The organism is Paraburkholderia antibiotica (assembly GCF_012927125.1).
In the GTDB taxonomy this organism is placed as follows: domain Bacteria; phylum Pseudomonadota; class Gammaproteobacteria; order Burkholderiales; family Burkholderiaceae; genus Paraburkholderia; species Paraburkholderia antibiotica.
The window spans coordinates 61699-82282 of the sequence record NZ_JABBFZ010000010.1; the positions used below are offsets into that span (position 1 = coordinate 61699).

At 65.1% G+C, this 20584-nt stretch carries 19 protein-coding genes; 11 read left to right on the top strand and 8 right to left on the bottom strand.

Translation table 11 applies throughout. The features are described from left to right. Nucleotides 1-239: 239 nt before the first annotated feature. A complete protein-coding gene (locus HHL14_RS17575) occupies nt 240-1535 on the bottom strand; it encodes an MFS transporter (RefSeq protein ID WP_169498895.1) in 1296 nt (431 codons plus the stop codon). A 311-nt stretch (nt 1536-1846) separates the two neighbouring features. On the opposite strand from HHL14_RS17575, the gene HHL14_RS17580 reads away from it, so the two are divergent. The 7 genes from HHL14_RS17580 (at nt 1847) to HHL14_RS17610 (ending at nt 7880) form a co-directional block, all read left to right on the top strand. Further along, nucleotides 1847-2572, top strand: coding sequence for a response regulator transcription factor (locus HHL14_RS17580; protein ID WP_169498896.1), 726 nt, complete (start codon nt 1847-1849; stop codon nt 2570-2572). A gap of 191 nt (nt 2573-2763) precedes the next feature. After that, nucleotides 2764-3720 (top strand): 4-hydroxyproline epimerase, encoded by a 957-nt coding sequence (locus HHL14_RS17585; RefSeq protein ID WP_169498897.1) that lies wholly within the window; start codon nt 2764-2766, stop codon nt 3718-3720. Continuing rightward, nucleotides 3717-4922 (top strand): NAD(P)/FAD-dependent oxidoreductase, encoded by a 1206-nt coding sequence (locus tag HHL14_RS17590; protein WP_169499008.1) that lies wholly within the window; start codon nt 3717-3719, stop codon nt 4920-4922. Before HHL14_RS17585 ends, HHL14_RS17590 begins: the two co-directional genes overlap by 4 nt. Continuing rightward, on the top strand, nt 4909-5184 hold the full coding sequence (locus tag HHL14_RS17595; protein ID WP_169498898.1) for a (2Fe-2S)-binding protein: 276 nt from the start codon (nt 4909-4911) through the stop codon (nt 5182-5184). The genes HHL14_RS17590 and HHL14_RS17595 overlap by 14 nt, the downstream gene beginning before the upstream one ends. Next, nucleotides 5181-6578, top strand: a complete 1398-nt coding sequence (locus HHL14_RS17600) for an NAD(P)/FAD-dependent oxidoreductase (RefSeq protein ID WP_169498899.1) — start codon at nt 5181-5183, stop codon at nt 6576-6578. Before HHL14_RS17595 ends, HHL14_RS17600 begins: the two co-directional genes overlap by 4 nt. A 188-nt stretch (nt 6579-6766) precedes the next feature. Beyond that, the gene (locus HHL14_RS17605; RefSeq protein WP_169499009.1) at nt 6767-7534 is read left to right on the top strand and encodes an AraC family transcriptional regulator; all 768 of its coding nucleotides are present in this window, start codon (nt 6767-6769) and stop codon (nt 7532-7534) included. Between the two features lie 16 nt (nt 7535-7550). After that, on the top strand, nt 7551-7880 hold the full coding sequence (locus HHL14_RS17610) for a hypothetical protein (protein ID WP_169498900.1): 330 nt from the start codon (nt 7551-7553) through the stop codon (nt 7878-7880). 133 nt (nt 7881-8013) lie between these two features. Here HHL14_RS17610 and acnB read toward each other — a convergent pair whose 3' ends face one another. The 4 genes from acnB to HHL14_RS17630 form a co-directional block, all read right to left on the bottom strand. Next, the gene (acnB, locus tag HHL14_RS17615) at nt 8014-10599 is read right to left on the bottom strand and encodes a bifunctional aconitate hydratase 2/2-methylisocitrate dehydratase (protein WP_169498901.1); all 2586 of its coding nucleotides are present in this window, start codon (nt 10597-10599) and stop codon (nt 8014-8016) included. 373 nt (nt 10600-10972) lie between these two features. After that, entirely contained in the window at nt 10973-11227 is a 255-nt protein-coding gene (locus HHL14_RS17620; protein WP_169498902.1) for a hypothetical protein, read from the bottom strand. Nucleotides 11228-11381: 154 nt separating this feature from the next. Beyond that, the gene (locus tag HHL14_RS17625) at nt 11382-11714 is read right to left on the bottom strand and encodes a hypothetical protein (protein ID WP_169498903.1); all 333 of its coding nucleotides are present in this window, start codon (nt 11712-11714) and stop codon (nt 11382-11384) included. A gap of 348 nt (nt 11715-12062) precedes the next feature. Further along, a complete protein-coding gene (locus HHL14_RS17630) occupies nt 12063-13973 on the bottom strand; it encodes a bifunctional sugar phosphate isomerase/epimerase/4-hydroxyphenylpyruvate dioxygenase family protein (protein WP_169498904.1) in 1911 nt (636 codons plus the stop codon). Nucleotides 13974-14290: 317 nt separating this feature from the next. Here HHL14_RS17630 and aroQ point away from each other — a divergent pair, with 317 nt between their 5' ends. From aroQ to HHL14_RS17645, 3 genes are read left to right on the top strand one after another with little or no spacing between them, the layout of a single operon-like run. Then, nucleotides 14291-14746, top strand: a complete 456-nt coding sequence (gene aroQ / locus HHL14_RS17635) for a type II 3-dehydroquinate dehydratase (protein WP_169498905.1) — start codon at nt 14291-14293, stop codon at nt 14744-14746. After that, nucleotides 14743-15705 carry a shikimate dehydrogenase gene (locus HHL14_RS17640; protein ID WP_169498906.1) on the top strand — a complete coding sequence of 321 codons (963 nt, stop codon included), beginning with the start codon at nt 14743-14745 and terminating at the stop codon, nt 15703-15705. Before aroQ ends, HHL14_RS17640 begins: the two co-directional genes overlap by 4 nt. Before the next feature lie 50 nt (nt 15706-15755). Then, the gene (locus HHL14_RS17645) at nt 15756-17126 is read left to right on the top strand and encodes an MFS transporter (protein WP_169498907.1); all 1371 of its coding nucleotides are present in this window, start codon (nt 15756-15758) and stop codon (nt 17124-17126) included. Between the two features lie 83 nt (nt 17127-17209). Here HHL14_RS17645 and HHL14_RS17650 read toward each other — a convergent pair whose 3' ends face one another. Further along, a complete protein-coding gene (locus tag HHL14_RS17650) occupies nt 17210-17482 on the bottom strand; it encodes a hypothetical protein (protein ID WP_169498908.1) in 273 nt (90 codons plus the stop codon). Next, nucleotides 17466-17663 (bottom strand): hypothetical protein, encoded by a 198-nt coding sequence (locus tag HHL14_RS17655; protein ID WP_169498909.1) that lies wholly within the window; start codon nt 17661-17663, stop codon nt 17466-17468. The genes HHL14_RS17650 and HHL14_RS17655 overlap by 17 nt, the downstream gene beginning before the upstream one ends. Nucleotides 17664-18122: 459 nt before the next feature. On the opposite strand from HHL14_RS17655, the gene HHL14_RS17660 reads away from it, so the two are divergent. Beyond that, nucleotides 18123-19757: a glycoside hydrolase family 28 protein gene (locus tag HHL14_RS17660; RefSeq protein WP_169498910.1), complete on the top strand. Its 1635-nt coding sequence runs from the start codon at nt 18123-18125 to the stop codon at nt 19755-19757. Nucleotides 19758-19805: 48 nt separating this feature from the next. Here the strand turns inward: HHL14_RS17660 and HHL14_RS17665 are convergent, their stop codons facing one another. After that, nucleotides 19806-20516 carry a TetR/AcrR family transcriptional regulator gene (locus tag HHL14_RS17665; protein ID WP_169498911.1) on the bottom strand — a complete coding sequence of 237 codons (711 nt, stop codon included), beginning with the start codon at nt 20514-20516 and terminating at the stop codon, nt 19806-19808. Nucleotides 20517-20584 lie beyond the last annotated feature (68 nt).

Genomic DNA, 20584 nt, shown 5'->3' on the forward strand with positions numbered 1-20584 from the left:
ACGCTAGCGCGGACGTCGGCAAGTCGCGAAGTCGCGCAAGTCGCGAAGTCGCGCAAGTCGCGCAAGTCGCGTGCGGCGTGCGAGGCGGCGACGGCGCACCGAGGCAGTGCGCCGTCGTAGACCACCAGCTTCGCCCCATCGCCGCATTCAAGGGGCGATGCCGTTCAGCCGCCCCGCTGCGCCTCGACGCCCCCCACCGCGATCCGACGAACAAACACCACCTCCCGAATCTACGCCCCTTACGGCGCCGCATCCTTGATAAACAGCGTCGTCAGCGCGCCCAATACGCAGATCGTCGCGACATACAGCGGCGCCGCGAGTGGATTCGACTTCATCAGCAGCGACACCACGATCGGCGTCAGACCGCCGAACACCGCATACGCGACGTTGTACGAAAACGAAATGCCGGAGAAGCGCACCGCCGGCGGAAACGCCCGCACCATCACCAGCGGAATCGCGCCGATCACGCCGACGAACAGCCCGGCCAGCGCGTAGAGCGGCAGCAGCGCGGAGGTATCGGCGGCGAGCTGGGTGAACAGCACGTAATAGGTCGCCGCGAGCGCCAGACCGCCGACGAAAATCGTGCGCCCCGCGCCGATGCGTCCGGCGATCGAGCCCGCCATCACGCAGCCGATCGTCAGGCACAGCGTCGCCAGACAGTTCGCGAGCAGCGCGGTGGCCGGCTCGATGTGGAACTGCTTTTGCAGCAGCGTCGGCGTCATCAGGATCACCACGACGATCGCCGCCGACAGCATCCACGTGAGCAGCATCGACACGACGACCGCGCGGCCGTGGTCGCGCAGCACGGCCTTGAGCGGCACCTCGGCGGCGATCGCCTTGCGCTGCTTGAGCTCGGCGAACACCGGCGTTTCGTGCAGCCAGCGGCGCAGATAGACCGAGAACATGCCGAACACGCCGCCGACGAGGAACGGAATCCGCCACGCGTACGCGGAAATGTCCGCTGCAGTGAAGTGTCGATTGACCGCCGACGCGATCAGCGAGCCGAGCAGGATGCCCGCGGTGAGGCCCGCCGTCAGCGTGCCGCACGCGTAGCCGACGTGGCGCTGCGGCACGTGCTCGGAGACGAACACCCACGCGCCCGGCACTTCGCCGCCGACCGCCGCGCCCTGCATCACGCGAAACAGCAGCAACAGCACCGGCGCCAGCACGCCGATGCTCGCGTAAGTGGGCATCAGGCCCATCAGCAGCGTCGGCACCGACATCAGCAGCACGCTCAGCGTGAACATGCGCTTGCGGCCGAACAGGTCGCCGAAGTGCGCCATCACGATGCCGCCGAGCGGCCGCGCCAGGTAACCGGCCGCGAAAATGCCGAAGGTCTGCACCTGACGCAGCCAGTCCGGCATCGCGGCCGGGAAGAACAACTGGCCGATCGCCGGCGCGAAAAACACGAAGATGATGAAGTCGTAGAACTCGAGAGCCCCGCCGAGCGCGGCGAGGCCGAGCGTCTTGTAATCGCTGTGCCCAAGCGGGCGTGGGGTGGCAGCCTGCGCTCCACCCAGATTGGTCGCTTGCATTGCTATGTCGTTTTAATGAAGGGAAAGCCACGCGCGGTACGCATGGACAGATGGCGGTCGTCGGGCGAGAAGTGTGGCAAGCGCTGGGTAGAGCACGGGACACCGGCGCGCCGTCCGGATAGGGCGGGCGCGCTGACGACAGAGGCCGGCGCGGATTTTACAGGATGCAAGCCGTGGCCTTTCCGTGATGCGTGGACGGATCGGGTAGCACGTCCACCGCCAGATAACGACGCAAATTAGGAGTGCTCTGATGGGAGAAAACCCGTTGTGGCTCCGAGAATGACGGGTCTGTCTTCGTCGAGAGTCCCGCCATGCGCGTTGCCGTCCTTCAGCATGACCCGGTCGTGCGTCAGTCGATTCAACAGGTTCTCGCGCGAGCGGGTCATTTCTGCTCGGCCTACGAGGACGGCGTCGCGATGTCGCGCTCGCTGTGCCATTCCACGATGGATCTGGTGATGCTCGACTGGCACGGCAAACGGCTCGCCGGCGCGGAACTGCTGCGCTCGGTGCGGCAGGTGGCCGGTGAGCGCCTGCCGGTCATGTTCGTGTCGAGCGACGCATCGGAGGAGCGTATGGTGCGCGCGCTGGCCGAGGGTGCCGACGACTACTTCGCGTTGCCGCTGCGGGCCGGCGAGTTTTGCGCGCGCGTCACGGCACTGCTGCGGCGCGCCTACCCGGAGCGCTTCGGCACGGCGGCGAGCTTCGACTGCGGCCCATACCATTTCGACCTCGTGCGGGCACGGGTCACGCTGCGCGGTGAGCGGGTGCGGCTGTCGCCCACGCAGTACCGCATCGCGGCGCTGTTCTTTTCGAACGTCGAGCGCGTGATGTCGCGCGATCACATCTTCGCGGCGGTGTGGGGCCACGAGCAGCCCGATCTGACGCGTACCGTCGACAGCCATGTGTCGAGGCTGCGTGGGTTGCTCGAGATCGAGCCGCGCAATGGCTTTCTGTTGCAGCCGGTTTATCGGAGCGGCTACCGGTTGTTGCGGTTCGACGAAGCACTGGCGCGCGGCAGTACGGGAGAGATGTGCTGAAATCCGCGCTGCATTCGCATCGAGGTCGCATCGGCGTGACGCCAAGGAGGGCTTCAGGATATGCGTAGGCATGTGTGATCAGAGGCGCTGCGCTCTCCGCGCAGGGTGGTTCGTCGGCCCGTACCGCTGTGCCGAAATAATCACAATCCGCGCGCATGCGCACCAAGACCCGCTAGCCCATGGTTCCTACCATGAGCGGCATGAAAACCCTCAACTTCATCGACTCGCATACCGGCGGTGAGCCCACCCGCCTCGTGGTGTCGGGCGGCCCGGAACTGGGCGGCGGCTCGCTCGCGCAACGGCTCGACGTTTTCCGCACGCGCTTCGACGACTGGCGCGCGGGCATCGTCACCGAGCCGCGTGGCTCGGATGTGGTGGTCGGCGCATTGCTGTGCGAGCCCGACGATCCGACTTGCGCGGCCGGCGTGATCTTCTTCAACAACGTCGGCTATCTCGGCATGTGCGGGCACGGCACGATCGGGCTTGTCGTGTCGCTCGCGCATCTGGGGCGCATCGGCCCGGGCCGTCATCGCATCGAGACACCGGTCGGCGTGGTCGAGGCGACGCTCAACGAAGACGGCGGCATCGCGGTGCGCAACGTGCCCGCGTATCGCTATCGCGCGGCGGTGCGTGTCGACGTGCCAGACTACGGGATCGTGACCGGCGACATCGGCTGGGGCGGCAACTGGTTTTTCCTCGTCGCCGAGCACGGGCAGGCGCTCGAAGCCGCGCGGATCGCCAGTCTCACCGCGTTCAGTTCGGCGCTGCGCGACGCGCTGATCGCGCAGAACATCACCGGCGCGAACGGCGCGCTGATCGACCATATCGAGCTGTTTGGACCCGGTTCGCGCGACGGGCTCGACAGCCGCAGCTTCGTGCTGTGCCCCGGCAGCGCGTACGACCGCTCGCCGTGCGGCACCGGCACGAGCGCGAAGGTCGCGTGTCTCGCGGCCGACGGCCAGCTCGCCGAGGGCGCGGTGTGGCGGCAGGAAAGCATCATCGGCAGCGTGTTCGAGGCGAGCTATCGCCACGCCGGTGACGGCGTTCACGTGATCCCGACCATTACCGGCCACGCGCACGTCATGGCCGAAGGGCGCCTCTGCTTCGACGCGCGCGATCCGTTCGCGTGGGGCATCCGCACGGCATGAGCGCGGACGCGCTGGTGATCGGTGCGGGCATCGTCGGCGCCGCGTGCGCGGCCGAGCTGGCCGCACTCGGCATGCGCGTCGACGTGCTTGACGCGCAGTGCATCGGCGGCGGCGCGACGGCGGCGGGCATGGGGCACCTCGTCGTGATGAACGACTCGCCCGCCGAATTCGCGCTGAGCCGCTACTCGCGCGATCTCTGGCTCGACCTTGCGCCGCGGCTGCGGACGCGCGACGCGTTCGCGCGCTGCGGCACGCTGTGGGTCGCGGCGGACGACGAGGAATGGCAGGCCGCGCGCGCGATGCAGGCGGCGTTCACCGCGCAAGGCGTCGCCGCACAACTGCTCGATGCCGGCGAGCTGCGCGCCTGCGAGCCGGCGCTCGCGCCATCGATGGCGGGCGGTTTGCGCGTCGAGCACGACAGCATTGTATATGCGCCGAGCGCCGCCGAATGGCTGCTCACGCAATCGCCGCACGCGGCACGCATTCGCGTGCGGCTCGGTGTGCCGGTTGCGGCGATCGGCGCGGGTGGCACCGGTGGCACGGGCAGTGCGAGTAGCATCACGCTGGCGAGCGGCGAGCAGTTGAGCGCCGCGCACGTGGTCGTCGCGAACGGACTCGGCGCCGCGCAATGGCTGCCGATGCTGCCGTTGCAGCCGAAGAAAGGCCACCTGCTGATCACCGACCGTTACCCTGGCCTGATCCGTCATCAACTGCTCGAACTCGGCTATATCAGGAGCGCGCATCACGCGAGCGGCATGTCAGTCGCATTCAACGTGCAGCCGCGCCCGACCGGGCAACTGCTGATCGGCTCGTCGCGTCAGTTCGACAGCACCGATCCCGCCGTCGAGATGGCCGTGCTCGCGCGGATGCTGCAACGCGCCGCGCGGTATCTGCCGGCGCTGCCGACGCTCAACGGCATTCGCGCATGGACCGGGTTTCGCGCGGCGTCGCCGGATGGCTTGCCGTTGATCGGGCCGGTGGGCGGCTTCATGCCCGAGGCAGCGGCGGGCGCGTCGCAGGGATCGGCGTGCGGCGGCGCGGGTGTCTGGCTCGCGGTCGGTCACGAAGGGCTCGGCGTGACCACCTCGCTCGCGACCGCGAAGCTGCTCGCCGCGCAGATCGCGGGACAGTCCGCGCCGATTCCGTTCGAGCCTTATCTACCGAGCCGTTTTGCCGGACAGGTGACCCATGACGCACGATGACGCGGCTCGCATCCGCCTGACGATCGACGGCCGCAGCGTCGAAGTGGACAGCGGCACGACCGTGGCCGCCGCGCTCGCGATGGCCGGCGTGAACGGCTCGCGGCGCTCGGTCGGCGGCGAGCCGCGCGCGCCGTTGTGTGGGATGGGCGTGTGTCAGGAGTGCCGCGTGACGATCGACGGCCACGCGCACACGCTCGCGTGTCAGACGCTGTGCCGGGAAGGCCAGCGTGTCGACACATCGAATGGGATGGTGGGCGTATGACCCGGTCCGTCGCGCAGCATTTCGATATCGTCGTGATCGGCGGCGGGCCGGCCGGGCTCCATGCCGCGCGGGCGGCCGCGCGCGCGGGCGCGTCGGTTCTGCTGATCGACGACAATCCGCGCGCCGGCGGGCAGATCTGGCGTCAGGGGCCGGCGTATCGACCATCCGCGCCGCTGCATGCGCTGCTTGCCGCGTTGCAGAGTCAGCCACGCGTTACGTACTGGCCGTCGACCCGCGTGATTGCGCCGCTCGGCCCGCAAGGCCTGCTGCTCGAATCGGCGGAACACGGCGGCGTGTCGATCGCCTACGAGCGACTGATTCTCGCGACCGGCGCGCGCGAACGGCTGCTGCCATTTCCCGGCTGGACGTTACCTGGGGTGACCGGCGTGGGCGCACTGCAGGTGCTGATCAAAGGCGGTCTGCCGGTGCGCGGCGAACGCATCGTGATCGCCGGCAGCGGGCCGCTGTTGATGGCCGCGCTCGCCACCGCGCGCGAGGCCGGCGCGCGCGTGATCGCGGTGGTCGAGCAGGCACCGATGGCCGAGGTCGCGCGTTTCGGCGCATCGTTGCTGCGCGAGCCCGCCAAGCTGCGCCAGGCGCTCGGCCTCACGCGCGGTTTCGCGGGACTGCGCTACTGGACTGGCAGCGTCGTGCGGCAAGCGCATGGAGTCGAACGTGTGCGCCAGGTGACGATCCGGCGCGGCACGCGCGATGTGACGCTCGATTGCGAGCGCGTCGCGTGCGGTTATGGACTGCTGCCGAACGTGACGCTCGCGCAGGCGCTTGGCTGCGCGATCAACGACGCGGGAGAAATCGTCGTCGATGCCGAACAGCGGACTTCGCTCGAGCGCGTGTATGCGGCGGGCGAGTGCACGGGCGTCGGCGGCGCGGAGCTCGCTTGCGCGGAGGGCGAGATCGCCGGGCTTGTGGCGAGCGGCGCGGGCGCTACGCAATCCACTGTGCAATCCGCCATGCAACCCGCGGCGCAACCTGTCGCGCAATCCGCCGCGCAATCCGCCGCGCAATCGGCGCTCTTCAAGCAACGCGCGCGCTGGCGACGCTTCGGCGCGCGGGTGGCGACGTCGTTTGCGTTGGGGGAGGCCGCCCGCACGCCGCCCGCCGACGCGACGCTGTTGTGCCGTTGCGAAGACGTCAGCGTTGGCGAGGTGCGGCGCTGCACCGACTGGCGCGACGCGAAGCTGCAAACTCGCTGTGGGATGGGCGCGTGTCAGGGGCGTATCTGCGGCGCGGCGGCCAACCTGTACTTCGGTTGGCCGGCCGCCACGCCGCGCCCGCCGTTCAGCCCGGCGCGGATCGATACGCTGATGAGCGTCGCCGGGACGGCGGTTGAGGTACCGGCCGAGACCGCCACCGAAACTCCTGTCTCCGAGTGACGACATGCGTTGCGCAGCACGGATTTTGACGGGCCTCGCGCGGCTCTATAATCGTTCGCACTCGATCGTACGTGCGCGCTGTCGACCCTCATCGGCCTGCATCGGTCCGCACGGGCCCGCACCCGCACGACGATCCGCGAATCCAGGCAACCGTCTTCAACCACGCACCGACCCACGGGATACGCATGATGAACACGCTGGCTCATCCGCTCGAATCGGACGATACGACGCTGTCCGGCATGCTGGCGCACTTCCGGCTGCTCGAGCCCGTGTTCGACGCGATGCCGGACGTGGTGTTCTTCGTGAAGGATGCCGATGCGCGTTATGCGCTCGTCAACCGCACGCTGGCGTCGCGCTGCGGTTTCAAGGAAAAGGCCGGACTGCTCGGCAAGACCGCCGAGGACGTATTCCCGCGCCGTTTCGGGCGCATCTATACCGCGCAGGACAAGGCGATCATCGGTGTCGGCAACGCGATGCTCGATCAGCTCGAATTGCACCTGTATCCGGGCCGCCAGCCGGGCTGGTGCCTGACCTGCAAGCAGCCGTTGCGCGATGCGAGCGGCAGGGTGGTCGGGCTCGCCGGCACGTCGCGCGATCTGAAAGCCGACGAAAGCAGCCATCCCGCCTATAGCCGGCTCGCGGCGGTCGTGCAGTCGATCCAGGAGAACTACGTGCAGCCGCTGAATCTGAAGCAACTGGCGGCGATGGCGGACATGTCGGTGGCGCAACTGGAGCGCTATTTTCACAAGGTGTTTCATCTGACACCGCGCCAGGTGCTGCTGAAAACGCGGCTCGACGCGGCGACCGCGCTGCTGGTGTCGAACGACAAGGTCACCGACGTGGCCGCGCGTTGCGGCTACACCGATCACAGCGCGTTCACGCGGCAATTCAAGGCGACGGTCGGCGTCACGCCGACCGAATACCGGATGCTGCTGCACGGCACGCTGCGTAACTGAGGGCGCTCGCTGTCTTATGGCTGGTCGCCGGCATCATTACTACGTGTACGTCGTCGCGCTCGACGATACGGTCTGGAACGAGGCGCGCTTTCGTCGCGCGAATCCCGATTACTGCTTTCAGAAGCCCTGTGTGTATGTGGGCATGACCGGGCTCGACCCGGACTTGCGCTTCGATCGCCACAAGGCCGGCATTCAGGCCAATCGCTATGTACGCGATTACGGCCTGCGCCTGCTGCCCGAGCTGTACGAAGTCTTCAACCCGATGCCTTATCGCGGCGCGCAGGACATGGAAGTGGAGCTGGCGATCGGGTTGCGCGAGGCGGGGTATGGGGTGTGGCAGGCGTGAGCGCACCCACGCGGGCGCCGTAAAAAAATGGCGCCGCAGACCTTCAGCCTGCGGCGCCATTCGTGTGATGCCAGGAGTGATACTACGGCGCGAACCTACAACGTCAATAACGCACCGTAGCTCGACAACCTGCTTACACCGACACGGTGTCGGCCACTTCCTTGAAGTCTTCGATCTTGTCGAAGTTCATGTACTGATAGATCTTGTCGCCATTGGCGTTCAGCACGCCCATGTCGGCCATGTACTCTTCCTTGGTCGGGATCTTGCCCAGACGCGAGCAGATCGCTGCCAGTTCCGCCGAGCCGAGATACACGTTGGTGTTCTTGCCCAGACGGTTCGGGAAGTTACGGGTCGACGTCGACATCACCGTCGCGCCTTCGCGCACCTGTGCCTGGTTACCCATGCACAGCGAGCAGCCCGGCATTTCGGTACGTGCGCCGGCCGTGCCGAATACGCCGTAGTGACCTTCTTCGGTCAACTGCTTCTGGTCCATCTTGGTCGGCGGAGCGACCCACAGTTTGACCGGAATGTCGCGCTTGCCTTCCAGCAGCTTCGACGCGGCACGGAAGTGACCGATGTTGGTCATGCACGAACCGATGAACACTTCGTCGATCTTGGCGCCAGCCACGTCCGACAGCGTCTTCACGTCGTCCGGATCGTTCGGGCAGGCCACGATCGGCTCGTGGATGTCGGCCAGATCGATCTCGATGACAGCCGCGTACTCGGCGTCCGCATCCGGTTGCAGCAGTTGCGGATCGGCCAGCCAGGCTTCCATCGCCTTGATACGGCGCTGCAGGCTGCGCGGGTCCTGGTAGCCCTGCGCGATCATCCACTTCAGCAGCGTGACGTTGCTGTTCAGGTACTCGATGATCGGTTCCTTGTTCAGGTGCACCGTGCAACCGGCAGCCGAACGCTCAGCCGACGCATCCGACAGCTCGAACGCTTGCTCGACCTTCAGATCGGGCAGGCCTTCGATTTCCAGAACGCGGCCGGAGAAGATGTTCTTCTTGCCTTGCTTGGCGACCGTCAGCGAGCCTTGCTTGATCGCCCACAGCGGGATTGCGTTGACGAGGTCACGCAGCGTGACGCCCGGCTGCATCTTGCCCTTGAAGCGAACCAGCACCGATTCCGGCATGTCCAGCGGCATCGTGCCGGTAGCGGCCGCGAAGGCGACCAGACCCGAACCGGCCGGGAAGCTGATGCCGATCGGGAAGCGGGTGTGCGAGTCGCCGCCGGTGCCGACGGTGTCGGGCAGCAGCATACGGTTCAGCCACGAGTGGATCACGCCGTCGCCCGGACGCAGCGCGATGCCGCCACGGTTGCTGATGAAATTCGGCAGCGTCTGGTGGGTCTTCACGTCCACCGGCTTCGGATAGGCGGCCGTGTGGCAGAACGACTGCATGACGAGATCGGCCGAGAAGCCGAGGCAGGCCAGATCCTTCAGTTCGTCGCGGGTCATCGGGCCCGTCGTATCTTGCGAGCCGACCGAGGTCATCTTCGGTTCGCAGTACGTGCCGGGGCGGATGCCCTGGCCTTCCGGCAGACCGCACGCGCGGCCGACCATCTTCTGCGCCAGTGAGAAGCCCTTGCCGCTGTTGGCCGGCTGCTGCGGCAGACGGAATAGCGTCGACGGCGCGAGGCCCAGCGCTTCACGCGCCTTGGCGGTCAGGCCACGGCCGATGATCAGCGGAATCCGGCCGCCGGCGCGCACTTCGTCGAACAGCACGTCGGACTTGACCTGGAACTCGGCGATCACGGCGCCGTTCTTCAGCGCACGGCCTTCGTACGGGCGCAGTTCGACCACGTCGCCCATTTCCATCTGCGACACGTCGAGTTCGATCGGCAGCGCGCCGGCGTCTTCCATCGTGTTGTAGAAGATCGGGGCGATCTTGCCGCCGAGGCACACGCCGCCGAAGCGCTTGTTCGGGATATAGGGGATGTCTTCGCCCGTGAACCACAGCACCGAGTTGGTGGCCGACTTGCGCGAGGAGCCGGTGCCGACCACGTCGCCCACGTAGGCGACCAGGTGGCCCTTTTCCTTCAGCGATTCGATGAACTTGACCGGGCCGCGCTTGCCGTCTTCTTCCGGCGTGATGCCGGGACGGGCGTTCTTCAGCATGGCCAGCGCGTGCAGCGGGATGTCCGGGCGGGTGGTCGCGTCCGGAGCCGGCGACAGGTCGTCGGTATTGGTTTCGCCGGTCACCTTGAAGACGGTGATGGTCAGGCTTTGCGGCACTTCCGGACGGCTCGTGAACCATTCGGCGTCGGCCCAGCTCTGCAGCACGGCCTTCGCGTTGGCGTTGCCCTTGTCGGCGAGTTCCTGGACGTCGTGGAACTGGTCGAACATCAGCAGGGTTTTCTTCAGCGCGTCAGCGGCGACGGTGCCCACTGCGGCGTCGGCCAGCAGCTCGATCAGCGGCTGGATGTTGTAGCCGCCCAGCATCGTGCCGAGCAATTCGGTGGCGCGCTCGCGCGAAATCAGCGCGCAGGCGGTTTCGCCTTTGGCGACGGCGGCGAGGAAGCCTGCCTTCACGCGAGCGGCTTCGTCCACGCCGGCCGGCACGCGGTTGGTGATCAGGTCGAGCAGGGTCTGCTCTTCGCCAGCGGGCGGATTGGTCAGGAGTTCGACCAGCTCGGCGGTTTGCTGAGCCGTCAGCGGCAGGGGAGGAATGCCGAGCGCGGCGCGGGCGGCCACGTGAGCACGAAAGTTTTCAAGCATGGGGGGACCTGCTGATGTGTGCGTTTCAGGGGGAAGTCTTTTACGGCACTCCGAGGTTGTGCCGGGCACTGCTCTGGGCGCAATTTTAATTGCAATACCGTTGCAAGGTCAAATGTCTTATGTCTTATATAAGAGTTAAAAAATGAAAACATCGAAAAATCATGGGGGTGGCGGCGTCGAGACGTCGCGCGCGTGCGGACGCTCGTCGCCGTCATTTTTCGCCGGGCGCGGCGCCGGACGTGAAAAACGACGGAAGCGTCCAGGATTGCTTCCCGCGCCGGCCGCGCCAATGGAAAGGGCCGCGCCAACGACAAGCGTCGGCGCGGCCCCGGAAAGATCTGGAAAGGGTTCGAGTGTCGGGCGTTGTTACTTTTTACTTGATGCCGAGCCCTCGCAATACCGCATTGCCTTGCTGAGTCAGCCGGATGTGCGGCGTGCCGGCGTCGTTCGAGATGGTCTCGACGAGACCGGCTTCGTAAAGCTGCGGAATTTCGGGTTTCGCCGAGGCGTCGATCGGCGCGTGCAGCAACAGCAGCAGCGTGGCCAGTTCGTGGTGGCTCAGCAGACGGCGCAGGATCGTGGGCCGCTTGGCCGGGGTTTCGTTGATATTCGGTTCGGGCTGGTTCATGGAGCGCACCTCGTGCGGGGACATGTCCGGGGCATCTTGCGGACGAAGTCTTAAACGATTCTTAAGACTCCATTATCCTGTAACACCGTGACATGAACGTTGCAGTGGATCAGATTCCGGCGCCCGGAACTTCGCCTTGATGCGCGATGAAGCCTTACGGGGCGCAGGTTTTGCCCGCCGATTCGATCCACAGGTTGCTGACATGACGCTTGCCCGCGTAGAAACGGTAAGTCGTCGCGCCGTTGTCGCTGCGTACCTTGACGATGTTCGAGTCGCCGAAATCGAGCATCTGACCCTGTGGGATCGAGGTCGACTTGAATGCGGCGTTATGCTGATTGGCTAGTTGGGTCAGGCAGGCCACTACGTCGTCGACGGAGCGCTGCGTCATCGTATCCGTGACGGGCTCGCCGGCATCGGGATCTTTCTGGAAATACGCGCAAGCGCTGAGCAGCAGCGGAAGGGACAGGACTACAGCGAACTTCTTCATGGCTCTCCTGACGTTGATTCGACGAGTCGGTGGAGGGTCCGGAGCTGGCGCCGCGCATTGCACGGGCGCGCCGGCCGCACCGCAAAACAGGCGCCATTATATCGAGACGGCGAACCTGTCCCGGACGGGACGCAGGTCGCGTGCCTGATCGTGGGCCTGAGCGCGTGCCGCGTGATGCCAATGCTCTGCCGCGGCTGCGCGGCTGCTTCAGATGACGCGAATCAACGGGGTGCGGCGCGGCCGTTTTCGGGGCCGCGCGCGTTTGGCCCAACGCTTCGGCCCACAACTTTCGAACTATTCAGTGGCGGCGCGGCAACGTTCGCCCCCTGGGCGCGCCGCACCCGCCCGTTATTTACGCCGCTGCGCCTGCGCCGCGAGCCGCACCGCCGCGTTGGCCGCGCCATAGCCGTCGTAACCGCCGCGTCGCTCGACGATTTCGAGGAAGAAGCGCTGGTCGAGCTGTTCCGTGTACGCGTGGAAGAACTCGCCGCCGCGCTCGTCGCGGTCGTAGAGGATGTTGTTCGCGCGCATCGCGTCGAGCAGCGTGTCGGACAGCGCGTAGCGGGCTTCGAGGTCGTCGTAGTAATTGCGTGGAATGCGCAGCACCGGCACGCCGTCGGCGACGAATTCGGGGATCGCGCTGAAGATGTCGCCGGTGCTGAACGCGACGTGGTTCAGGCCCGAGCCGTGATACGTGTGCAGCGCCTCGGCGACCGCCGTATGCCGGTCCATCGATGCATTGAGCACGATCCGCACCGAACCGTCCCGGCTACGCAGCGCGCGGCTACGCACGAGCCCGTAGGGATCGGGCACCAGCACGCCGGCTTCGGCCTGGAAGCCGAGCGCGGTGCGCAGGAACAGCACCCACGTATCGAGCGAATTCGCCGGTACGGACAGGCACACGTGATCGATGCGCGTGAGCGGCCCGACTTCGGTCGGCCCGTTGACGTCGGTCAGCACGAAATCGGCTTCGAATAGAGTCGGCTGATCCGGGCTTTCGTCGACGAAATAGTTGAGGCTGCTGTCGGGCGCCTGCACCGCGGGCAGCACCCGCTCGTTCGGGCCGATCTGGCCGGAGAACGGCGCGTAGCCGAAGCCGGCCGCGCGCTCGAACGCCTGGCTCGCGTCGTCGACGCGAAATGCCGACGCGCACAGCGACAAACCATGCTGCTGGAAAAACGCGTTCGCGAACGAATCCGGCTCGGCGTTCAGCACGATCGACGCCGCGCCGTGCTGATACAGCGTCACGTCTTTCGAGCGATGCTTGCCGGCCTGGCGAAAGCGCAGGCGGCTGAGCCAGTCGACGAGCTGCGCGCGGGTGGGGTGGTCGACCGCGAATTCGAGGAACTGATAGCCGACGTGCGCGGGCGCCGCGGGCGAGCGGTACAGCTCGCTCGCCGGTTGCGCCTGCGCCTGCGGTTGTTGCTGCTGTTGCTGTGTTTCGAGCAGCTCACGGGTCTGCTCCTCGAGGAACAGCAGCGAGCGATGACCGTCGGCGGCCGTGATCGTGGTCGGCGCGGCGCGAAAGCCGTCGTTGAAAATTTCCAGCGACAACGGGCCTTGATAGCCGGCTTTCACGACCTGCGCGGTGAAATTGGCGAGGTCGAAATCGCCCTGGCCCGGGAAGCACCGGTAGTGGCGGCTCCATTCGAGCACGTCCATCGCGAGCTTCGGCGCGTCGGCGATCTGCACGAACGCGATGCGCTCGCCTGGAATGTCGGCGATCGCATCGGGCGTGTCGTTCAGCGACAGCGTATGAAAGCTGTCGAGCACGAGCCCAAGGTTCGGATGGTTCACGGCGTCGACGAGCTTCCACGCGTGGCGGTAAGTCTTCACGTGCTTGCCCCACGCGAGCGCCTCGTAACCGGCGATCACGCCGGCCGCCTCGGCCGCGCGGGCCAGCGCGCCGAGCTGGTCGGTCATCAGCGCGTCGTCGCAGATCGTTTCCGGCGACACGTTGCTGCACACGAGGATGCGGTCGGTGCCGAGCTCGTGCATCACGTCGAACTTGCGCTTCGCGCGCTCCAGATTGCGTTCGAGCCGCTCGGGGCTGACGCCGTCGAAGTCGCGAAACGGCTGGAACAGCATGATCTTCAGGCCGAGGTCGTCGGCGATGCGGCGTACGTCGGCGGGCGATCCGTCGAAATACAGCAGGTCGTTCTCGAAGATTTCCACGCCTTCGAAGCCCGCCGCGCGGATCGCGCTCAGCTTCTCGACGAGGGTGCCGCTAATCGACACGGTGGCAATCGAACGTTGCATGAACGGCTCCTGCGTAAACGGACAAACGGGGTGAAAACGCGAGCGCACGAGGGTGGGAAGCGCCTGCCGGCGCCCTCCGACGGACTTGCTGCGATGCAGAAAATGGGCTACTTCGTTATGCAGTGCAACAAGACACGAGCCAGAATATCCCACACTAGCCGCGAGTTTCGATAGTCTATACAAACTAACTAGATGGTACAAATTCGTAGAAACCCCGAATGACGGCAATCGCGGATGCGCGCACACTTCGCTACGCGTCGAAGAACCGTCGCGGGTGCCGCGGTTCGCCGAGCACTTACTTTGCAGGAGTCGTTGTCATGAGCTTTGCCTCCGTACTGGTCCTGAACGGACCGAACCTCAATCTGCTCGGCACGCGCGAGCCGGCCATCTATGGCGCCGAAACGCTCGACGACGTCGCGAAGCTGTGCCGCGACGCGGGCGAACGACTCGACCTTGCGATCGACTTCTGCCAGTCGAACGCCGAGCATCAACTGATCGACTGGCTGCACGCGGCGCGCGCCAAGGTCGACGGCATCGTGATCAATCCGGCCGCGTACACGCATACGTCGGTGGCGATCGCCGACGCGCTGACGGCAATCGAGAAGCCCGTCATCGAAGTGCATATCTCGAACGTGCATCGGCGCGAAGCGTTCCGGCATCACTCGTACGTGTCGGCGGTGGCGGACGCGATCATCGTCGGTTGCGGCACGCAGGGCTATGTGCTGGCGCTCGAACGGATGGCGACGATTCTTAAGAATAGGGCGGTGAAATGAACACACAAGCGAACGTACAAGCGAACACTCAAACGAGTACTCAGGTGAACACCCGCGGCGACGCGCAGATCGGCGCGCTGGCGAATGCGCAGGCGAGCCTGCGGGCCACGCCCCACTCGTATCTGGTCGGCCTGATCGGCTCGGGCATCAGCGGCTCGCTGACGCCGGCGATGCACGAGGAAGAGGGCAGCAAGCTCGGTCTGCACTATGTGTACCGCCGTATCGATCTGGACGCGCAGAAGCTCGACGCGTCCGCGCTGCCGGAGTTGCTGACGGCGGCCGAACGGATGGGTTACAACGGCCTGAACATCACCTATCCGTGCAAGCAGGCGGTGATTCCACTGCTCGACGAACTGTCCGACGAAGCGCGCGCGCTCGGCGCGGTCAACACCGTGCTGTTCAAGGACGGCAAGCGCATCGGCCACAACACCGACTGTTCCGGTTTCACGCGCGCGTTCCAGCGCGGTCTGCCGGACGCGTCGCTGGAGCGTGTCGTACAGCTCGGCGCCGGCGGCGCGGGCGCGGCGGTCGCGCATGCGGCGCTGAGCATGGGCGCTCAGGCGCTGACGCTGTTCGACGTCGACGTGAGCCGCGCACAGTCGCTCGCCGATGAATTGCAGAAGCGCTTCCCGAACGCCAGGGTCAGCGCGGGCACCTCGCTCGCGGAATCGCTGGCCGCCGCGCAAGGGCTGATTCACGCGACGCCGACCGGCATGGCGAAGCTGCCGGGTCTGCCGCTGCCGGCCGAATTGCTGCATCGCGACCTGTGGGTCGCCGACATCGTCTATTTCCCGATCCGCACCGCGCTGCTGCAGGCGGCCGAGGCGCTCGGTTGCCGCACGCTGAGCGGCGGCGGCATGGCGGTCTACCAGGCGGTCGACGCGATGCGTATCTTCACCGGGCTCGAGCCGGACGCCGAGCGCGTGTACACCCATTTTCAATCGCTGTTGCAACGCTAACCGGCCGCGTAAAGACCGGCACACAAGCTGACCGAGGGGACAGTCACGACATGCCACAATCGATTCAATCCAGTTCCGCGGGCGCGCCCGCTCAGGACGGCAAGACGGTGAGCACCGCGCGCCGTTCGAAAGCCCGTTACAAGATCCTCGCGCTGCTCGCGGTCGGCACGATGATCAACTACCTCGACCGCACCGTGCTCGGGATCGCCGCGCCGCAGTTGACCAGGGAGCTCGGCATCAACGCCGCGCTGATGGGTCTGCTGTTCTCGGTGTTCTCGTGGAGCTACGTGGCCGCGCAGATTCCGGGCGGCCTGTTTCTCGACCGCTTCGGCAGCAAGCTCACGTACTTCCTGTCGATGACGTTCTGGTCGCTGTGCACGCTCGCGCAAGGTCTCGTGCACGGCGTGGGCGGGCTGTTCGCGTTCCGGCTCGGGCTGGGCGTGTCGGAAGCACCGTGCTTTCCGACCAATAGCCGGGTGGTCGCCACCTGGTTCCCGCAAAGCGAACGCGCGATGGCGACCGGCACCTACACGGTCGGCGAATACATCGGCCTCGCGTTTTTCAGCCCGTTCCTGTTCATGCTGATGGGCGCGTTTGGCTGGCGCTCGCTGTTCCTCGTGGTCGGCGGCGTGGGTATCGTGTTCGGCGTGATCTGGTGGCTGCTGTATCGCGAGCCGCACGATCATCCGTCGGCGAATCAGGAAGAGCTCGATTACATCGAGGCGGGCGGCGGTCTCACGCAGCGCAACAAGGACGCCGCGGGCGCGGCAGGTTCGGCTGCGCCGAAGAAGAGCGGCTTCGAATGGCGCACGATCGGCAAGCTGCTCAAGCATCGTCAGCTGACCGGCATCTGCCTCGGCCAGTTCGCCGGTAATTCGACGCTGGTGTTCTTCCTCACGTGGTTCCCGACCTATCTCGCCACCGAGCGTCATATGGCGTGGCTGAAGATCGGCTTCTTCGCGATCATGCCGTTTATCGCGGCGTCGGTCGGCGTGATGTTCGGCGGCGTGTTCTCCGACTGGCTGCTGCGTCGCGGCAAGTCGCCGAACGTTGCGCGCAAGCTGCCGATCATCGCCGGCCTGCTGCTCGCGTCGACGATCATTCTCGCCAACTATGTCGAGAGCAATGTGGTCGTGATCGCGATTCTGTCGGTGGCGTTCTTCGCGCAGGGGATGGCCGCGCTCGGCTGGACGCTGGTGTCCGATATCGCGCCGGAAGGGCTGCTCGGCGTGACCGGCGGCATCTTCAACTTCGCGGCGAATCTGGCGGGCATCATCACGCCGCTGGTGGTCGGCCTGATCGTGGCGGCGACCGGTTCGTTCGTCGGCGCGCTGGTGTTCATCGGCGTGATCGCGTTGATCGGCGCGCTGTCGTATATCTTCGTCGTCGGCGATATCAAGCGGATCGTGCTGGTCGATTAAGCACGGGAAGCGGTTCGGTCGAAACGGGACGTGGCGAAGGCCACGTCCCGTTCTTTCATGGTGCAGCCAGTTCGCCCGCGTGTTCAGATACTGAACGCGCAATTAACCGTGATGACCTGAAACGCGCCAGGAATAATCGCCGCGAAGCGCACCGGCATCATGATCCTCGCATCGCCGAAGTAAAAACCTTGCAAGCTGCCTTCGACCGGACGAGTCTTCAAAAAGTACAGCGCCGACGGTCCATACGGGCCATTGGTGACGACGAGATAAGGCGAAGACCAGACCTCAGAACCTTCCAGGGCAACAGCAGCGTCGTTTTGAAAAGGTGCCAGCCGGTCTTCATGACAGCAAAACATCAACGCAGATATGAAAGACGACCTGATACGGCTTCCGCAGATTGGCCAATACCTTGCCGAGTGGCAACTGGCGCAGATCCACGACGAGCCGGACGACCGACAGAATGGACATGGCCAGCGTGATTGGCCGTTGCACCCTTGACCGGGAACCCGTACGACTTGCTGAGATCTTTGAATTCATTTCGTCTTCGTTCGTCTATCGCGTCCGGATATCCACGCACTGCGCGGCGCTTGCGCGGGCATTCACGCCAACCTTGGGTCATCGGGAAGGCCAAAAGACGGGACATGGTCTGCCTCACGTTGCATGTCGCGATCCCGGGCTTTATGGTCACGCGGCCGACCGTTCCCGCGCCTATCGTCCATAACGATCCAGAACGCCTCCTTATTTATATGACGTCTTATAACAAAAAACATTTTAAGTAATAATTTCCGATATATAAGGTGGAAATTACTTTCATAAACTCAGTAGTATTGCGACGATATTCAATATTTGAGACCGAATTGGGAGTGAGAAGATCGATCTGGTAATAAAAAGTTATTTCTTCGTCAGTCAAGGGTAAACCATCTTGTATGACATCCCACCAATGAAGAGAATGCCTACAACATAATTTGGGGCATAACCTGAACGATTGGAGGGGACATGAAGACGGGATTGTTGGCGATTGCAGTGGCGTGTATGACGCTGGCAGGCTGCGGTGGTGGGGGGAGGTCGAACAGTAATACCGACGCGGCGGACGTGCCGGCATCGGCCACGCCCGCGACGCCGGATACGCCGGCGTCGTCGCCGGGCGCCAGCACGACATTCAACGTCGCGGACTTCGGCGCCAAAGGCGACGGCACGACCGACGACACCGCTGCAATCCAGAAAGCGCTCAATGCCGCGGGCGCCGCGAAGGGGACTGTCGTGTTTCCGCAAGGCACGTTCATGACCGGCGCGTTGTTCGTCGGCTCGAATACGACCGTGCAGATCGACGAAGGCGTGACGCTGAAGGCGATCCAGGCGCAGACGTGGTGGAACGTCGAAACCACCATCGCGTCGGGCGCGATGAACGGCTTCTACCCCGATGGCCTCGCGCTCTATCCGCAGGTGCCGACCCGCGTGCAGGGCATCGAAATGAACTGGGCGTCGGCGATCGTCAATGTTCGCAATGCCGACAACGTGACGATCACCGGCAAGGGCGTAATCGACGGCAACGGGCAATCGTGGTGGTCGCACTATTACGCCGACGGCACCTCGTTTCACTCGACGCTAGGCGTGGGTTGGGCGCTCAACTGGGACGAGCAGCGGCCGCGCGGCATCGAAACGTACAAGTCGACGAACGTCACGATCAAGGACGTGACCGTGCAGAACTCGCCGTTCTGGACCATCCACCTGTGCTATTCGGACCAGCTGCATCTGGACGGCGTCAAGGTCTACAACCTCCCGACCGCGGCGACCGGCATCATGCCGAGTACCGACGGTATCGATATGGACTCGTCGACCAACATCCTGGTGGAGAACGCGGACATCGTCGCCAACGACGACGGCTTCGTCATCAAGTCGGGACGCGACGGCGACGGGCTGCGCGTGAACAAGCCGACCGCGAACGTGGTGATCCGCAATTCCACGGTGCGCGCTGGCGCGACCGCCTTCACGATCGGCAGCGAAACGTCGGGCGGGGCGAACAACATCGAGGTGTCGAACATCCAGGTTTCGCCGCTGACCGGGCAGATCAACAGCAATGTCGGCTACAAGGCGGGCGGCCCGGCGGTCTACAGCGTGTTCGTGTTCAAGTCCGCGCCGACGCGCGGCGGCACGATGGAAAACGTCTATATCCACGACATCAACGTCGACGACGCGTACTACTTCATGCAGGGCAACGAGAACTGGCCGGCCGGCGGCACGGTGCCTGCGACGTTCGGCACGACCTACCTCGAACCGTCGTACTGGCCGTCGATTCTGGCAATGCCCGCGACCGCCTCGGACGGCTATCCGATCTTCCGCAACTTCCGGTTCGAGAACATCACGATGAAGCACGTCGAGAGCGCGGTGTTCGGCGTGGCGGGTTATACGATCGCGGGCGAAGCGGAGAAGGGACGGTTCACCAACTTCTCGTTCAACAACGTGAACATCTCGGCCGTCAAATCGTCGGGCACCTCGGTGGGCGCAGGGTCGATCGCCAATGCGGGGAACTGGACGTTCACCAACAGCACGATCAAGGACGTCTCCGGGGCGAATCTGGTGCCGACGCTGGCGGCCACGTCGAGCGGCGTCACCGGTTTGCCGGGGCAGTAAGCGCGGTAGAGGCGACGTCGAGAGCGAAGCGGCCGTAGCCGCTTCCCTTCAATCTTCCTTCTTCACGAACCGCAGGATCGCATCGACGATCATCGCGCGATGCCGCGCCCGCAGCCGCGGATGCGACGGGTCGCGCCCGAACGCGGTGCCGAAGGTATGGCGGTTGCCGACGCGATGAAAGCACAGCGAACTGATCATCAGATGCAGATCGATCGGATCGATGTCGCTACGGAACTGCCCGGCCGCGATGCCGCGCGCGAGCAGATCTTCGATCGTGTGGATGACGGTGACGTTGCGCCCCTTGAACGTCTTCACCTGTTCGACGTACTTCGCGCCATGGATGTTTTCGATCGTCACGAGGCGCACGAAGTCGCGCTGGCGGTCGTGGTAGTCGAACGTGAATTCGACCAGCGCGCGCATGCCCTCGATCGGGTCGAGTTCGCTGATGTGCAGATCCTGTTCGAGCGCACGGATGTCTCCATATACCTTTTCCAGCACCGCCTGGTACAACCCTTCCTTGCTGCCGAAGTAGTAGTACAGCATGCGCTTGGTGGTGTTCGTGCGTTCCGCGATCGCATCGACGCGCGCGCCGGCCAGTCCCATCGCGGAGAACTCCTGCGTCGCGACGTCGAGGATGTTGCGCTTCGTCTGCTCGGGATCGTACTTGCGCCGGGTGTCGATACGACGTGCGTCGACAGGCGGTGAGCCGGACACGATGCCGTTGGTATCAGGCTCGGCGGCCTTGCTTCCCTTTTTCATTGTGGATTCGAGCGGCGGTGACGGCGCATTCTAGCATGGCGAAACCCGCCTCCGGCGCGGCTTCTGGG

Coding starts and splice junctions, on each gene's coding strand:
- HHL14_RS17575 (WP_169498895.1), bottom strand. CDS start 1,535: ATGCAAGCGACCAATCTGGGTGGAGCGCAGGCTGCCACCCCACGCCCG.
- HHL14_RS17580 (WP_169498896.1), top strand. CDS start 1,847: ATGCGCGTTGCCGTCCTTCAGCATGACCCGGTCGTGCGTCAGTCGATT.
- HHL14_RS17585 (WP_169498897.1), top strand. CDS start 2,764: ATGAGCGGCATGAAAACCCTCAACTTCATCGACTCGCATACCGGCGGT.
- HHL14_RS17590 (WP_169499008.1), top strand. CDS start 3,717: ATGAGCGCGGACGCGCTGGTGATCGGTGCGGGCATCGTCGGCGCCGCG.
- HHL14_RS17595 (WP_169498898.1), top strand. CDS start 4,909: ATGACGCACGATGACGCGGCTCGCATCCGCCTGACGATCGACGGCCGC.
- HHL14_RS17600 (WP_169498899.1), top strand. CDS start 5,181: ATGACCCGGTCCGTCGCGCAGCATTTCGATATCGTCGTGATCGGCGGC.
- HHL14_RS17605 (WP_169499009.1), top strand. CDS start 6,767: ATGAACACGCTGGCTCATCCGCTCGAATCGGACGATACGACGCTGTCC.
- HHL14_RS17610 (WP_169498900.1), top strand. CDS start 7,551: ATGGCTGGTCGCCGGCATCATTACTACGTGTACGTCGTCGCGCTCGAC.
- acnB (WP_169498901.1), bottom strand. CDS start 10,599: ATGCTTGAAAACTTTCGTGCTCACGTGGCCGCCCGCGCCGCGCTCGGC.
- HHL14_RS17620 (WP_169498902.1), bottom strand. CDS start 11,227: ATGAACCAGCCCGAACCGAATATCAACGAAACCCCGGCCAAGCGGCCC.
- HHL14_RS17625 (WP_169498903.1), bottom strand. CDS start 11,714: ATGAAGAAGTTCGCTGTAGTCCTGTCCCTTCCGCTGCTGCTCAGCGCT.
- HHL14_RS17630 (WP_169498904.1), bottom strand. CDS start 13,973: ATGCAACGTTCGATTGCCACCGTGTCGATTAGCGGCACCCTCGTCGAG.
- aroQ (WP_169498905.1), top strand. CDS start 14,291: ATGAGCTTTGCCTCCGTACTGGTCCTGAACGGACCGAACCTCAATCTG.
- HHL14_RS17640 (WP_169498906.1), top strand. CDS start 14,743: ATGAACACACAAGCGAACGTACAAGCGAACACTCAAACGAGTACTCAG.
- HHL14_RS17645 (WP_169498907.1), top strand. CDS start 15,756: ATGCCACAATCGATTCAATCCAGTTCCGCGGGCGCGCCCGCTCAGGAC.
- HHL14_RS17650 (WP_169498908.1), bottom strand. CDS start 17,482: ATGTTTTGCTGTCATGAAGACCGGCTGGCACCTTTTCAAAACGACGCT.
- HHL14_RS17655 (WP_169498909.1), bottom strand. CDS start 17,663: ATGAATTCAAAGATCTCAGCAAGTCGTACGGGTTCCCGGTCAAGGGTG.
- HHL14_RS17660 (WP_169498910.1), top strand. CDS start 18,123: ATGAAGACGGGATTGTTGGCGATTGCAGTGGCGTGTATGACGCTGGCA.
- HHL14_RS17665 (WP_169498911.1), bottom strand. CDS start 20,516: ATGAAAAAGGGAAGCAAGGCCGCCGAGCCTGATACCAACGGCATCGTG.